Genomic DNA, 17,092 nt, shown 5'->3' with positions numbered 1-17,092 from the left:
TTAGGGCAGCCACGACCAGAGGAACAGGTAGAGCGTTTCCCATGCAGGCAGGAGCCAGATACGCCAGAGCGGCGCTTCCCCCAATTGCAGACGCGCTGCACCCTGCATTCCATTTTCAAGCCGGATATCGGTCTGAGCGATGCGCGCATAGCCTACAAAGCGCAATTCACCGTCGACACTTTCAGCTGCTGGTTTGACACGAATGACTTCGATGGCGAGGGGTGTTTCGGGCGCGACATTCAGGCGGAGTGTTCCGGTCAGACCGGGGACAAGTTCGTCGCCATCGCGATTTGCGACATCCACGCGGACCTCTACGTCCTGCCGTGGAGCGATCTCCATAAGCGCTTCACCCCGCTCGACCTGACCACCGATGCGTTGGCGCAAGTCGCCCTGCAAGACGAGGCCGGTCGTACCGGCGCGAATAACGGTCTGCTCAAGCTCACGCTCAAGAAGGGACAGTCTGGCCTCTACCTCGGCGGTTTGCGCCCGGGCGACCGCTACGGCGCCCTGATCGGCCTGGCGGGTGGCGATCGCCTCTTCCGCGCGATAACGGGCGGCTTGCGCCTCTAGCTCTAGCTGCCGCAGCCGCAAGTCGCTGTCGTCGAGGACCGCAATCACCGTGTCGGGTGTCACCTCATCTCCGGGGATGACCCGAACTTCCGACAAAAAACCATCGGCGGGGGTGGAGACAATCCGCAAACCGGTATCATCAATCACCGTGTCGGCCCGCAAGGTCAGTGTGCCTGTCCCCCAGTACATCAACGCCGCGAGCGCAAGTACCGCAACCGTCCCGGCCTTTAGCCACAGATGCCCTTTGCCCAACAAAGCACCAAAAGCCGCCCCGATGCTGGATCCAGCGACCTGGAATATATTCCGGTTTGCGCGCCGGCGTAATTCGATGGCCGGTGCGGCCAGGATCCAAAGGCTCGACCAGTCGGACAGCATGTCATCACCAACCCGTTCCGGCCACTCGATAACAAGTGCGCCGCGAACCCGGCCACGGGCATCGGAAAGCGGTACGGATGCCGCCGATTTATCCTCATGCATGCGGGCAAGTGAGCGGAGCGGGCCACCGCCATCCCCTTCGTGATGGACAATAGCTTCGCGGCGGGCAATTGCCTCGGCCCCGGCCTGCTCAGTCAGGTCGTTCAGTGTCGTGCGACGATCCAGCGTCGTGGTTCCTGACACGGCACGCAGGCGCACCTTTCCCCGCCAGTTCTTCATCACGAGGCTGACGCGCGATGCCCCCATGCGATCCGCAACGATCGAGCACAGAAGCTGCTGCATCTCCAGCACCTTGCCCGCATCCAGAAGTTCGGAGAAAAGCTCGAAGCTTCCCTGAAGCCGATCCGAGCGGGCTTCCGCGCGCAGGCCAGCCTCCCGCACAATATCCCACCAGACCCAACCGGCGGCCAGTTGCACCTGCTGCATGATGAGTTGGAGTTGCCGTTCGGGCAGTTCAGCCAGCCCGATGAGAGCCACATGCATGGGGCCGACCGGATAGGCGATGACTTCCGCAACGCCATCCACCTCCGTCGCCATGGGCTGCAGCAAGCCTGAATCGCGCCCAGCAACGGCGTCGGCCGCTTTGGCATATTTGCCAAGTTCGAGTGAAGCAGGCGCCATCGCGAGGGCAGCCAACCCCTCATCCACTCGTGCGACAACCGCTACCTCAAGAACGCCGCGCAGCCGTGTGCGCAACATCTCACACCATTCGGTGAGTGCAGGGGCGCGCAGCTCCACCCGATCCGCGGAGACTGCGTTTTCGTTGACCGGTTGTGAAAGCGTCACCGCTGTCAGGCAGACCCGCCGGGTCCACTCCCATCAACTGGGCCGGCGTCGATTTTGCCGTACTTTGCCTCATGCTGTGCCACAGCATTGACCAGCATTGCCGCAAGACGCTTTGCCGTGAACGGAGACATCATGACACGATCGTTCAGATCGACCTCATATTCCTCTCCCTTGCCGTGCCAGCTGCGACCAATTCCATAGAGCACAGAAATCTCTTCCTTGGTGCTCGCCACATTCGCGACATTGGCATAGCTGGTGCGCATTTCCGCATCGCGAAAAACCACACTGCGGCCTTGGCCCTGATCCGTGTCGGACATTCGTTGCGTCCCCTTATCCTTTTGTTTCAGGTGAGCATACCGGTCCGCCCGGCATCGGTCCATGGTTTGAACCGCGCAGAGAGAAGCCCGCCCCCGACCAGGTGCGCAAGCGACGCTCAAGACTGCCCGCTCTCGGCTTGTGCCTGCGGATTGCGGGTGCCGCCATCAATGCAGCTGCACCGGCGACAATCGTGCCTTCGCCCTCTAGCTCATCCTGCTCAAATGCGGCCAAGAGGTCGAGGTCGCCGTCCTCAGCTTGCACCTCCACAACCACTTGCGGATCGGCATTTTCAGGCGTGGGCACCACGTCGTCCAGCAACTCCTCAAGCAGACCGTCGAAGTAGCCAGGAAGCTGTTGTCCCGGCGGTCCCTGTTCTGTCACTGGCTGTGGCTGATCAGGATCAACGCTGTATTCGCCTGTACGCGGCGTGCTCATCAGTTGCATTGCATTGCGGTTGACGACGCTACCGTCCGCCAGCGTGGCAAAGCCACGCAGGAAGGAATCGAACGAGAAGCCGGTTGGCGCACCGCTGTCATCACCGCGCGAGTTCTGGATCGCCTGTCGCGCCTCAGTCGCCCCGCTCGTGATTTCCACGAAGATCGTTTCAGCCGTGTTGGTCTGGACCACACGGTTGTCCAGAACCCCGCCCTGAACGCCCAGATTGAAGTAGGCCGCGATGTTGTTCAGGCCCTGACCCACGGTGAAGTCCAGCGCGCCGAGCGTTTCGAAGACCACATCAACGCCAGCGGCAACATTGAAGAAGTTCTGACCCGTTCCGCCGAAGATGAAGTCGCTGTCATAATTCGATGTCAGCGTGTCATTGCCGCCAAAGTCCTGATAGGCGGCCGTGGTTTCGATCTTCAACTCAAGCCCGTTCTGGAAGGTCATGTCGGCAAAGTCGCCGACCACGAAGTCCCGTCCAACCTGTCCCTCGACAAGATCTGCGCCTTCACCGCCAAAGAGAATGTCGTTCCCGGCTCCACCGCGGAGAGTATCTGCACCTGCCGAGCCTGTTGGCGTTGGCGTCAGGAACAGCGGCGTGAAGAAGTTGCCGAGTGCCGGCGCAAATGTCGCCGTACCGGTGTCCCCGAACAAAATGTCTCGACCAGCTGATGTTTGGAAAATGTCATTGCCGTTCCCCCCCATCATGATTGAGCGGCCTGCGCCCATCGTGACGGTGTCATTGCCTGCCTTAGTGCTATCCAAGGCAATAACGGTCGACAGGAAGCCCTGCGCTGTGAGCGAGATCTGTCCGTGATCGGTGAGAAGCGCAGCATCACCGGCGCCCAGCGAGATCACATCATCCCCACCTCCAGCGATTCCGAGGTGACGACCGGCACCAGCTGTCCAACGGTCATTGCCAGCCTGATCTACAGCCGGATCGGTGACCGGTCCCAACAGGCCGGTGATTTCATGCGTCGTGGCATCGACTCGAATACGCCCGCCATCACCCATGAATACGCCATCGCCATCGCCGGAGATCAGCGTGTCATTACCTGTTCCCATGATCGCACGCAGAGTGCCATCACCAATCGTGACGGCGTCGTCACCCTTGGGTGTCGTCGCAACATCATTGGACTGCATTCCGAGCAGGTTTCCAGTCGCAGCATCAATGTCGATTGTCGCGAGATCACCGGCGATCAATGCGTTCGCGACATCGCCAGCCGTGAATCGATCATCGCCACCGCCAAGCATGACGGACGCCTTTGCAGCACTCGTCAATGTCACCGTATCGTTGCCAAACTCGGTGTTCGCATCGGCGAACAGTCGTGTCAGGCGACCCTGTTGGTCCCAGGTGATTGTGCCGTGATCGGTCAGAAGCGCCGTCTCACCAGTGTCGAGAATTGCGGTATCACCGCCGCCACCAAGGATACCCGAGTGTCGGCCAAGGCCCGCCGTCCAGCGATCCGCACCGGCGCGGCTTATGGCAGGATCTGTGATCCGGTCGCTGAGGCCGATCACCTCATGCGAAGTTGCGTCAATCGTGATCTCTCCACTATCGCCGAGGACAGCTGCCGCGCCGTTGCCGGACGTAAGCGTGTCACCGCCCGTTCCGAGGATGGCGCGCAAGGTTCCGTCACCAATGGTGATCGAATCCGCACCTTGCGGCGTGGCGGCCACATCATTGGACTGCATGAACAAAAGATTGCCTGTCGGTGCATCAATCCGGATCTCGGCCAAATCGCCTGCCAAGAGCGCGGTCGTGACGTTGCCGGATGTCAGACGGTCGCCGCCTGCGCCCAGAATGATTGCGGCACGCGCCGCATTGCCTGTCGTGACAACATCTGCGCCTGCAATGCCCTCAAGCCCCGTGACTTCAACCAAGTTGACCACATCGTCACCAGCAGCTGCGGAATAGGTCGCGACACCGCCATCGGCCAGCAAGGTCACGTTGCCATCCGCCAGCGTCACAGTATCGGCACCCGTGCCACCGATCAGGTGGACGGTCGCATCACCGCTGGAAATTACATCGTCGCCACCATCCTGCGCTACGCGATCCTGCGCGGTCAGGGTGATGATTTCGCCCGGCGTGGCTCCGCCAACATGAAGGTCAATCTCACCATTGTCCCCCAGGATCACAACGCGATCCGCTGCACCGGTGCCGGTGATCGAAGTCGCAACGCCCGCCGCAGTCACCGTAGCGGCGGTTGTGATGGTGTCTGCACCGAAGCCGCCAAGAATGGCCGTGTCGCCGACGCCTGTCGCAATCGTGTCGTCACCGCCGACATGCAACACCGCGCCCGTGGCGTCCTTGGCATGGCGGATAAGATCCACAGCTCCATTCGTGAAATCGATCAGACCGCCGTCGCCCAGCAGGACATCCCGCCCAGTGCCGGTCAGGATCGTATCACCACCACCACCGCCGAGGATGTATTTGGTGCCGTTGGCAGCACGGATCGTATCGGCCGCACCGGTCTGTCCAACGACATCAGCCGTTTCAATCTGAACAATCGTCGCCATGCCCAGAATGTCGAGATATTGTGCCGGAACGACGCCCCAGGTCGGCTGCAGGGCAAACTCGATCTGGCCCTTATCTCCAATCACAATGGCTGTGCCCGACGTCGTGCCAGACGGATCACCACCCTGAACGTTGATCTGGTCAGAGCCGTCACCCCCGATGACAGCGACATCGGCCGCCGCCGAGTTGATCGTATCGTCACCATTCGAGAAGGCCCCGAAATTGTCGCGCATGAGCGTCACCGGCGCAGCGCCGGTTGCGTCAGACGCATTGAGCGTAACCTGATCGCCAAAGATCATCGCGCGACCATCACCGGTGGTGATGTTGTCATTGCCCAGACCGCCGGACACAACGATGCGTCCACCGCCCGTAGTAATCGTATCGCCGTATGCGGGAAGGTTTGCGATGCCCTGTGTGGCGGGATCAACGTTCTCACCCGACCCGACCAGCAGCAGCGTACGCGCAGGCACGGCAGCACGGGGATCGAAGAAGATCGTTGCTCCATCGCCGGTCACGACTTGAGACCGTTCCGTCACGCCCGCTGCAAGCGACAAGGTATCCGCACCCGCACCGCCCATGACCACGTGGTTACCATCTGACAGCGTCACAGTGTCATTGCCGCCGCGATAGAGTTGAAGCTCTAGCCGCGCCGGATTGCCGACAGGCGTTGTACCTTGGGCGTAATCAACACGGACGAGCCTGTCATTGGATTGCAGGCGATCAATCGAACCGGTGTCACCCACGACGGCGATGCCACGCGCTAGGTTCGTGGCCGCATCCGTAGTGGCGTCGAGAGAGGTGAACGTATCACTCCCCTCACCCAAGACGACATCGCCCGTCGCCATTGAGACGACGAAATTGTCATCCCCGCCATCCGAAAGCAGGCGCTTGTCGGTGTAGGTGCCGCCGGCCGCCTTGATCGCGTTGAGCGTCGCATCGCCATCGGTCAGCAAATCTGCGGCCAGATAGGGCGTCGCGCCGAAATCAGAACTCGGAACGAGGGACTGAACCCGCATAACGGGCAGTTGTGCCGTTGGATCAAACCCGTCAAGCGCAGGGCCGGACGGATAGTCAATCCGCTCGTCGCGTAGAATTTGACCATAGTCGGTCACAACACGGATCTTCATACCGCCGCGTGCCGATACGGCTGGCGGCGGCGTAGCAGCGCGCACGAGGCCAGCCCAGGTAAAGCCGGTCAGCACGTAGCCGTCCAAGACATCGAGCGAGAAGCCCGTATCAAACAATGGCAGCGGCTCTGTCGTGTCCCCATCGCTATCGCGATCGGCCGCATCAGGTTGCGGAACCGTCACGAAGCCTGCCCGCGCGAAGTCATCGCCGCCACCCGTGACCATATCCAGATCACCGGTGTTCAGCACAATCACGTCATTGCCGGAGGCGCGCCCAATATCTGTCTCCATCGTCTGCAGGGACGTAGGCTCACCCCATGTGGTGGCGTTGTCGAGCAACACAACCTGACCCGCATCGGACAGGATGTAACGCTTGGCCGGGTCGGCTGGCATCACACCCGTTGCGGCCCAGTCGTGTCCACCGATCACAACATCATGTCCCTGGCCGGCAAGCACTGTTGCGGCACCGTGACCGAACTGGATCCAATCATGCCCAATTGGGCGCGCGTTCTCCGCAACGCCCGCAAGGAAGCTGTCAGCGACCTTGAATACACGGGTGGCTGCGGCGGGATCGAAAGAGGCCGCGCGGTTATGGAAATCAATACGGCCCGTGTCACCAATGATGACGTGGCCATGGAGATGCGCCGCGTCGGTGTCACCGATGAAGATCGCATCGGACCCGGCACCGCCGATGGCAACTGTCGTCCCACTCAGCCATGTGGTCGTGGTGGCCGTTGCTGGCGCCGCAGAATTTGCCGTCGGACGCTGCCACGTGACGGTCGTGGGCGACAGGGCGTCGAAACGCGGTGTCGCGATGCCAGAGAACAGGCGATCCTGTCCACCCAATTGCAATTGATCTTCGGTCACCTCAAGCGAGTACCAGATCGCGTTCGGATCGCCGCCGCGGAAATTGACATTCGCATTCGGCTGGCCGTTCAGGTCCGTGCCCTTGCGCAATACGCCGCGGGCATCCGCAGCTTGCGAAAGGTCGGCCAACTGGCCCGCATCGTCCGAACGGTCGAAGAAGTAGTTTCCGCCCGCTTCCATCCAGCTGGCCACAAACTCCGACGAGGTGGGATCGACGTAGCGCCCGATTTCGTCACCGGCAATGACTTCGAGCTGCGTGCCCCAGAGCGCGTCATCGGCCGGGTTGCCCAGCACAGCAGCGCCATAGCCCTCAATCGTGTCGTCGCCCAAACCACCGATCAATATGTCGGTTCCGGTCGAGCCCTTGATACGGTCGTCGCCTGCGCCACCAAAGCCGCGCACATTCGCGATGGCCTGCGACATATCAATCGTATCGTTGCCGTCGCCGCCAAAGACCTGAAGGATGTCATGCGCCAAGACGCCGGATCCATTCACCAGCCCCTCATTCGCAGCGCCAATGGTCACCGCGATATTGGGTGTAGACGGATCATTGTCGTGATCGTTCAGTTCGACATTCGTTGCTGTGAGAACCTGCAGGTGATCCTCACCCGCGCCCAGATAGATCTTGGTCGGGCTGTCATTGCGGACCGACTTCACCAGCACCGAGGCATCGTCGCCCGCACCAGTGTAAAGAACCACACCGCGGTCGAAGGATCCGGCGCTGCGGTTCAGCTCCATCTTCTGCTGGGTCGTGGTGTATTTCACGCCAGTGTAGAACACGCCGGATTGGCCGGTCTGCTCTGCCCGAATGGTGATCGCGTTGTCGGCAAGCTCAATATTCGTGGAATCGTCCGTATCGCCCGCACGGCTGACAACGATCCTGTTGGACCCCGTACCGCCATCCAGCTTCAGCGTCTGGTTGATACCATCAAGATCGGAGGCCAGGACATTGTCCGGTTGAGACCCCATGAAGAATTCGTCATCACCACCACCGGCATGGATCGACAGATCCTGAGCGGCCGAAAGGATGTCGATATCGTCGTCACCAAGGCCCAGATAAAGCTGCGTTTCGGTGAAGGCGTTGAACGCCATTGACGACACGACGCCATCAATCTCGTCACGGTTCCGAATATCCGCCTGTGTGAAGGTGATCCGCCGCTTGAGCGGATCGGTTGAAACCTCATCGGCAGAGGACGTCGTCGGATCAGCCGGATTGAATGGCTTGTAATCCTGTGCGGTCACACGCATCGCGCGATCTTTGCTGGATGCATTGTTCCAGACCGTGACCGAGTTTACGCCGTCACCACCGATCAACAGCAGTTTCGACTTGATATCGGACGTGTCACCCACCTCGCCCAGACGCGCCGCTGCCAGATAGGTACTGTCACGCTCCTCCAGATCGAGTGCATCAAACCAAGCGTTCAGAACACTCAACTCCGAGCCGAGATCGACGCGATCAAGTGCCGCGAGCGTCATAACGTCAACTTGGCTGAGGCCCGCCGTCGCCATGCGGGACACCCAAAGACCACCACCGCTCATCAGGCCGAGCGCGCCTGCCGGAATCTGCGAAACCTTAAGCGAAGCGATCTCAGCCTCTGTCAGCACACGACCGACGGTGACAACATCGTCACCGCCCGCGAGGGAAATGACGGTGTACTGGATATCTTCATCTACACCGGACTGGATAAAGTTGTTGTTGGCCTCGCCAAGCTGCATCCGGACGAGTTCAAGATTGTCGAGCACAATGCCCTGGCTGTTGCCACCAAATCCGCGGACCCAGCCGAAGGTTGTATTGTCGGGGCTGTCGCGACCGGGAAGCTCACTCTCATCCGGCACATAATTCTGACCATAAACGGCCTTGAGCGCCCGGATCGTGATATCGCGCTGTGTCGTGATCCCCATTTCGCCGTCAGCGCGCGAACCATCGAATTCGCCCAACAGCTTGAAATCAACGACATCAGACCCGCTGGCACCGTCGAGCTGAACCAGATTGTCGAACGTCGTTAGATCGTTGACTGCACCAATGCGGACCGCATCGATGGAAAGGTTTTTCTTCTCGGATTGCGTCGAGCCCGAAACCGGCCGCAGCACGACCGTCGCGACGCGTTTCGTCACGGTGTAGCCCTGCACGAACACCGCAACAGACAGAGTCGTCCCGTCAGGCTGCGGCACGCGGTCGATCCGGGTGTATCCGGGCACCTGCTCTTCGATCTCGACATATTCGATGACCGGAACCAGTGCGTCCGGGCTGGACGTGTCGAGCTGGATCGATTGATCCAGCGGATCGAAGAATTGCGCCGGACCGCCAACGAAGATCTGGTCATTGCCGCGACCCGTGTTCACGGTCAGCCGTGTTTCCTGATTGATACCATAGACATAAATGGTGTCGTCACCGTCGATGGCATTGATCTGGATAGACTCCACGCCCTTGATGGAAGCGAGGTTCAGACCAGCGCCCTTGATCTGCTGAACCCCTGCATCATCCACGTAGACGATGAAACGATCGCCGATCTCGGTGCCTTCCAGAATGACCGTATCGAAGCCGGAACCGCCATCAATGTGAAGCGGTGCGTTCTTGTTGTAGCCGACCTTGTTCTTACCCTTGCCCGAGCCGAGGTTCGTAATGCCGAGCGTTGCCTTGATAAAGAAGGTGTCGTCGCCGGCATCACCGTAAAGCCACGTCTCAGCCTTGTTACGGTAGACTTGGAAATAGTCGTTGCCCGAGCCGCCGAACAGACGGGTATCATCGCTTGTACCAGCAGATGTCCGCACAACCGTGACCGAACCCGTCCCTTCAGGGTTCGGCGCCTGGCGCGTCGAAATGATGGAGCCGATAAAGAAGTTATCCTTCCCACCATAGCCATAGGCATATGTGAGCGCACCGGTGTTGTTCAGGGTGAAGCTGTCCTCACCCTCCGTACCATGCAGGAACAGCTGCTCGGTGCCGGAATAGGTCATGAAACGCTGCTGGAAGAGTTGCGGAACAGAGACGAGCGTGTCGCCTTCAAGCCGCTGAACGTCACCGCCATCAAGCGCCACCTTGACCAACGCCTGGTCGACTTCAATGGCATGCGCGCGCGTATCGACGACACCCGGTGCCCAATCGCGGTTGGCCTCCCATGTTGTTGCCCGCTCCGGCAAGTTGTCGATGCCAACGCTGACCTGATCGGCGTTCTCAAAGGACGAACCGGTATAGGTGAAGGTCTTGTCCCAAGTTGTGGGATCAAGCGATGTGATGATCACACCGCGACCCGGCTCGTCAGTGTAGTCGAGCGCAAGACCCTGTAGTGTCAGTGCGCCGCCCGCCAGCGGCGTGTCTGCCGTCGTACCAGTTGCAAGATACCGGACAGAGCCCAGGCGAAGGTCCGTCACTTCGAAACTGGTATTGGTGCCATTGCCGTCGCTGACCTGAAGCTGGGTGTCGAACCAGACATCGCCGAGATGATCATTGTCGAGCCAGACCGTCGCTTCGAGCTTGTCAGGATCCCATGTCGCGATCGTACCGATCACTGTCCCGCTTGCCACACCACCGGTGATCACCTCGATCGTGTCGCCCGCTCCGGGCTTCACGGTCGGCTGGATTTCCAGCACGAGCCGGACAACCGCCGGGGTTGCACCGTTTTGGGGTGTCAGGATCTTGACTTCCTGAACGCGGTAATCTGCGCCGACGGCATTGCCGCCGCGCGTCAGATCAAGCACCGTTTCGGTAGTCAGGCTCTCCGCGACGGCCTCGGTCATTGTTACAACCGCTGTCGTAGCATCTGCATCCCAAGTTGAAATCGTGCCAACAGTCACACCATTTAGACTTAACACATCAGCCGCTTGCGGCTGAATCGCCGTGTTACGAAGCGTCAGCCCGATCACCGCATCAGTGTCGATTGCGCCAAGGGTGACGGTCTGCTCAACCCCACCGGCACTGGACCATTTCACCGTCTTGCCCGCTTGCAAGAGCGCGTCTGTGGCGCCGGCAGCAATCGCTTCCCGTGTTATGACGACAGTAACCTTGTCACCGTCAACGGCGGTGATGCGGCCAAGCTCCGTCCCGTCGGCAGCGCGCAGGAATGTGTTGTCGACCGGCAGATTGGCGAGCGCAGACAGCGCAATCGCATAGGCACCGTCCACGACCTGGATCGCGTTCGCGAGGGTTGCAGAACGCGTCCCGCCGTCGGCACCGACCCAACTGATCTGCGTTCCGACCGCGAGCGTTTGCGTCCCATTGGCTGAGACCAGCATACGTCCAGCTTCGAGGTTGAAGACCGTTCCGATGGCTTGGCCACCCACGGTCACATCAGAGCCCAGTTTGGGTGAAGAGGTGAGCGTCGGCAGCACCACCTCAACCTGACGGCCGACGATGATTGCACCGGATGCATCAATATCGGATGCCATCGACTGACCATTCTGGATCAGATCGTAAAGGCTGTCGGCAGCATCCTGTCCACCAACATTTCTAAGCCCTGTGACGGTGATAACCTGCGTATCGCTGTTCCATTGCGAGACGGTACCTTCAAGCGCATCTCCACCAACAACCATGTTCGAGCGGAAGGCCTGACCGGCATAGAAGGCGAGCGGTGTGGCATTGACGAGAGTTACATCGGTCAGTGCACGGAACGTGGCCGCATCAACGGTCGACGGCTCTTGCTCAATAACATCGCCGACGGCGCCCAGCGCTTGCTGTGCGCCACCGATGGTGACGGTCTGACCCTCAAGGAACTCAGGATTCTCAACATCGAGCCATTCGAGCTCCATGATCGCATAGAGCTTGTTGCCGCTTTCGATGACATCCAGCACCGTGGCCTGATCGCCGGTCTTTCCATCGGTGACGCGGAAATTCAGACGATCGTTGACCAGCGGGCGGAACGGTTGCTGCATCGTTTCAGCGAACAGGGCCTCCGCCGGTGTGAGCTGCGTGCCGGCATCCCGCTTGTCCAGAATGTTCTGCTCATCAGCGGTCGGGGTATAGGACATCTCGACAGCGTAGATGCGCGTTACGGCGTCCGTTGCATCCTGCACAACATAGGTATTGCCGTTCAGTGTCAGCGCGTTCTGGTTGGCTGTTGTCACCTCGACTGCCGCACCGACGGCCCAGTTATTGCCGCCCACAGGATCATCTTCACGCACCAATGCGCCTTCGGTCACTCCGTTGAAGAAGTCACCACCTCGCCGCAGTTCGAGCGTGAGTTCCTTGGTCTTTGTGTCACCTGCCGAAAGTGCCGCGACCGAATTGATCGCCGTTACCTTGCCCACGACAGAGCCGTCGGCGCTAAGTACAATCTCGTCGTTGAGCGCAACAGCCGTTGCCGCCTCAACGCGGACGGTCTGGGTGTAGTTGGTCACCTCCCAATCGAGGTCCTCCAGCGTTGCGCGGAACGTGTAGTCGACGACCATTCCGGTCAGACCCGCGCCGGTCGGCATGATATAGGCTGGCAGCCGTGCCGCTGCGGTCATGCGGATGACGTCGCCTGCTTTCGCGGCCACTGCCGTTTCACCAGCCTCGACCTTGACCGACCATGAGCCGCTGCCCAAATCAGTCGCCCCAATCACACGGCCGCCAGCGACGCCCGCATCATTCAGCTCAAAGACCTGAAGGAAGCGCGGTACACCCTCATTGATCGAAATGTTAATCGCCGCATCCGTCACCAGAACGATATCGGTTGTGCCATCTGCATTGACCGTGGCCGATGCAATCACAGCGTCGATATCAATGCCCGCGCGGAAGGCCCACTGCTCCGCTGCAACGGTGGAGGTGAAGTCGGAAGCTGTCCCCGCCACGACGTTGGCGATCACCTGGAAATTGCCGGCTGCAAAGGCGGCATTGGTTGCCGCGCGGTCGATCAGCGCAACGCCCAGCACATCGCCATCTGCCGTCTGGTGGTACAAATGCGTCAGATCTTCGTGAATATTGAAGGTCGGGAACGTGTTGCCGTCCATCCCAATCGTCACCTGATCACCCAATCGAGCCGTCGAGGTTGGCGTGAAGATCGTGGCATTCGGGCTGGGAACAGGTGTCTCACGGAAATAGAGCTTGGTCGCTGGTTCGCGGGTCAGTCGTGCTTCTGCGCGGTCCTGCTCGATCACTTCGACCTGCATCGTATTGGTAGCGGCATTGAGCGAGACAATCCGCCCGATGTCCAACCCACGTGTCCCGCTGCTGAATTGCGACGAGATGTAGACTTCCGCACCCGGATTTGCGGTTAGGAACGCATTCAGTCGATCGGAGCTTTCGCGCTCCAGCCTGATTTCCCAGAATTCCGCGCCCAGATCGACGTCGAACGCCGCATCGCCAATTGTCAGTGTGCTGACAGATGAAGGCCCGAAGGTGCCACCCGTCTTGACGATGACCTCAAGTTTCTGGGTCGGCTGGAAAGGCTGGGCCGCGTTGCGCAAGCGGTTGAAGGTCAGATCAACATCACCACCCGCAATCTTGTTTCCATTCGCATCCAACGCATCGCCGACATAGCCCACTTCGACGAGCTCACGCCCGTCTGCGGTCACCAGACTGTCGCCGGTTCGGAAGCCAATCGGCCCAAGACCCGCGGAATTCTTGAAGAGAATGCGCTTGTTCTGCGGATCAATCCTGTTCGCATCATCAATCTTGAACGATCCGGTATGCGCCGCAGCACCCTCGGCCTTGAACTCGCTGTAGAGCATGGTTCCAAAGCCGATGGTCGGTGCGTTTGGTGCAAGTTTGATGTGTAGCTCACCCGCTCCGGCCTTGTAGACCTCCACCGTACCAAGCAGCGTGCGCCAACCCGTTGGATTGGCTGATTTGTCAACTGTAGGATCAACGGCGTAGACATCCTGACCCTTGATGAAGAGCCCCTCGAAGCCCGGCGGTGTCTTTACGACAGCGATGTCGAGGCCCATCACGACTGCATCCGCCGCAGGCGTATACCCAACCACATGGCCATCAAAATTGAAGCCCTGCAGGATTGTCGTCGCATCAGATCCACTGTCCGTCAGCGTGACGTGAAGGCGGCTAACGTCAAGTTCCTGGCTCTCAACAATCGCAGTTGTCGCGGCGGCAGAGCCATCGAGAACAGCCACGCGCTGGCCCTGATAGAACTGTTCAGCAAGGCCCGAGAGGCGCACCTTGCCGTTTCCGTTGATCGTAATGTCACCGAAATCATGCGCAACAGTCCGCCCTGCGACAACCGAGATTGGCGCGGACTGCGCATCGGCGATCTGACCAAGACGCAGAATCGGCTTTGTGCCCATCGCGACATCGTTGGCGGATTCGTAGAGCGCCATATCCGAGAAGGCGACGCGCGCATTGGTGTCCCCACTCTGACCCGGCAGAAGGCCACCAAAGGCAAATGTTATCTGGCCCTTGCTGCCATTCAAGGCCTTCACGACAACCTCATGACCCTGTGCTGTGAAGAGCGACAGTGCACCACCCTGAAGGGCATCAGAAATCACACCGAAGACCCGCGTCGTCGATCCCCCGCCAAGCAGTGTCTGCTCGACATATCCGCGTGTGCCGTCTGCATTGCTCTGCGACAGGACAAGGATCGGCTGCGCCGCGTCGGCGGAGCGAATGTCATAATCGGTGATGTTCGCGGTTGACGTGCCGCCAGGGCGCAAATCGTACAACGCCGTTCCGGCAGGCAGAGCCAGAGAGCCGTCTGCCGGCACCACTGTAACCTTGTCATCGGTCATCGCCGTGATCGTCACGGCGCGTGCAACGCCACCGATGTCGGCGAACAGAATGACCGGCTCATTCGCAGCGATCTTCTTCTCGACCTGAGTTTTCAGACCATCTTCGACAGACGCAGCAAAATCGGTTTCGACGCTGACGTTGTAGATGTAATCGGTCTGAATTGCCGACGTCAGGATACCAGCGACCGCGTCATCACCTGCCAAAGCGGTCAGCGTCTTGCCAGCTGCGGTCATGCCGCTCTGCCAGCGACCGTCAACAAGCTCCAACACCGTACCCGTACCGTCGTTCGGATCACTCACACGGAAGATGCTCTTGTCGAGGTCAGTGCCGATCAACAGATCCCCCACGGCGACACCCGCAAGGGCTGCAACCGTAATTTGCTGCGGAACTGCGGCGAGGCGAAGCACCGAAGTGGTCGCATTGATGGTCGCGGATCCGTTGGTGAGCTGTGTTCCGTCGGGCAACACCTCTCCTGAAACCAGATCGGCCACAATCGTGCCGAGCTGTGCATCGATTGCCGTGATACGCAGAACGGAATACGCCCCGGTATCATAATTCGTCTGCGCTGCCGGACGCTGAAGGATATCACCAACAGATAGGCCAGTCGTCGTATCGACAGCAAAGTTCACCGATATCGGGGTAGACGCGGCACGGCCAACAATTTCAAAGACTTCACCATGCTGTGGAATGCCGGTCAAATCGCTGAGCGCCATTATACCTGTGGTGTTCGAGTAACTTTGAACCGTGCCAACAACGCCGGAAGTCTGTCCACGCACGACTGTGACCTTCGGCTGGATCTGCGTAATGGCCGTAGGTGTCGGAACAAGGGTCACCTCGATCAGATCAAGGCCCACGAGCACTGCGTTGCTGCCCGGGTCAGTTACCGCTGCGTCCAATTTGACCACGTTGGTGGAATTCACCTCGATGCCGAACCGCTCAACCCCGATATCAGCGCGGTTTAGGACGGTGTCGGACCCTTCACGGCCGTCAATCACGAGACGACGCGAGAAGTCGTGGACATTGAACGTGTCGTCCAGATCGGTGCCCGTGAGAATCACGTTGTCGATCCCACGCAGCAATTCGGTTTCAGCACGGGTGATCGTGCTGCCGTTGAAATGGCGAAGCTCAAACGCTTCACCATCAATATCCATTCGCACATGCTCCCCAGCAGCGGCGAGCGCGGAAGCGTCATGGATCAGGCTGTCATTGCCCGAACGGTCAAGGAAGATATCGGCCCCGAGTCCGGCATTATAGTTATCATCACCGGCACCCCCGTCGAGCCAGTCGACGAGGTTAGAACCGACAAGAAGGTCATCCCCATCGCCCGCGACGACATGGCGGATCAGTCCGTCATCGGCAATCGGAAGACGCACAGCGGACAGGTCGACAACATCATTGCCTTCGCCGGTTTCGACACGGACCGTATCCTGTGCGGTGGAGGTGATATAGTGGCCCCCAACCTCGATGTTCTGGATAAGGGACCCGGCACCCAGACGCTCTCCCAACGGCTTGGTGGTATCTACGGTGTAGATCCCCCAATTCGTCCGCGTTCCTTGCGACGCCTGTGCCGCGATCACATTGTCGACACCCGTTTCGTCAATGATCGTGACCAGATCGCTCTGTCCGTCATTGCCGTTTCCAGTGCCCATCTCCACAACGATAGAGGCAACATCAACTGCATTGTTGAGCGTGTGGAATTTCGCCGTATCTTCACCTGCCCCAAGCGTCAGATCGAATGTTTCGACCCCTTTCACCTTCAGAGTTTCAAGGATTGCACCCTGCCAGAGCAGGCGGCTTTCGCCGGTAGCTGCATCCGAAATCACCTCAACGCTGTCAGCAACGGTTCCGGTAGATTTGGCGACCAGAAGGTCAGCCCCGCCGGCACCGCCATCAATCACATCGTTTGCTTCGCCGATTGTCCATTCGATCCGGTCAGCACCTGAGCCGCCCGTGATCTTATCGACGGCCGCACCACCAATGATCAAGTTAGAGCCGCTTGTACCCCGCAGATCATCTGCACCTTCAGCACCGTAGAGGCTGTCATCACCAGCACCGGCGACCAACGCGTCGTCACCGATCTGACCAAACAACTGATCCGCCCCTGCTTCACCGAACAGGAAGTCGTTTCCATATTGCCCGAACAGTTGGTCAGACCCAGCACCGCCGTAGATGTAGTCGTCGTCACCATAGCCACGCGCATTCTTGGTCCCGAATGCGGCTGCTTGCTCATCACCAAAGATGAAGTCATCACCTGCATCGCCATAGAGGGAATCCGCCCCCGCGCCGCCAGTGATCGTGTCGTTACCGGCACCACCACGCAGCGTCACCTTCCGGTCCGCACGCTGCAGAAGAACATCATTGCCCGCGCCACCG

The 17,092-nt window shown here is 59.6% G+C and carries 3 protein-coding genes (1 of these 3 running past the window's edge); all 3 read right to left on the bottom strand.

Translation table 11 applies throughout. The features are described from left to right. Tightly spaced (at most 13 nt apart), the 3 genes in view from POI8812_RS03185 to POI8812_RS03175 form a layout consistent with a single transcriptional unit that may run on beyond the window. The gene (locus POI8812_RS03185) at positions 1-1,791 is read right to left on the bottom strand and encodes an efflux RND transporter periplasmic adaptor subunit (protein ID WP_108781064.1); all 1,791 of its coding nucleotides are present in this window, start codon (positions 1,789-1,791) and stop codon (positions 1-3) included. Positions 1,792-1,796: 5 nt separating this feature from the next. Next, positions 1,797-2,108 (bottom strand): DUF3467 domain-containing protein, encoded by a 312-nt coding sequence (locus tag POI8812_RS03180; RefSeq protein ID WP_162844869.1) that lies wholly within the window; start codon positions 2,106-2,108, stop codon positions 1,797-1,799. 13 nt (positions 2,109-2,121) lie between these two features. Beyond that, positions 2,122-17,092 carry the end of a DUF4347 domain-containing protein gene (locus POI8812_RS03175; RefSeq protein WP_108781062.1) on the bottom strand. 20,981 nt of this gene lie beyond the right edge of the window, so only the last 14,971 of its 35,952 coding nucleotides appear in the window; the start codon falls outside the window, past its right edge; the stop codon is at positions 2,122-2,124.

The organism is Pontivivens insulae (genome assembly GCF_900302495.1).
Classification (GTDB): Bacteria; Pseudomonadota; Alphaproteobacteria; order Rhodobacterales; family Rhodobacteraceae; genus Pontivivens; species Pontivivens insulae.
This window is presented reverse-complemented; position numbering and strand designations above follow the sequence as displayed.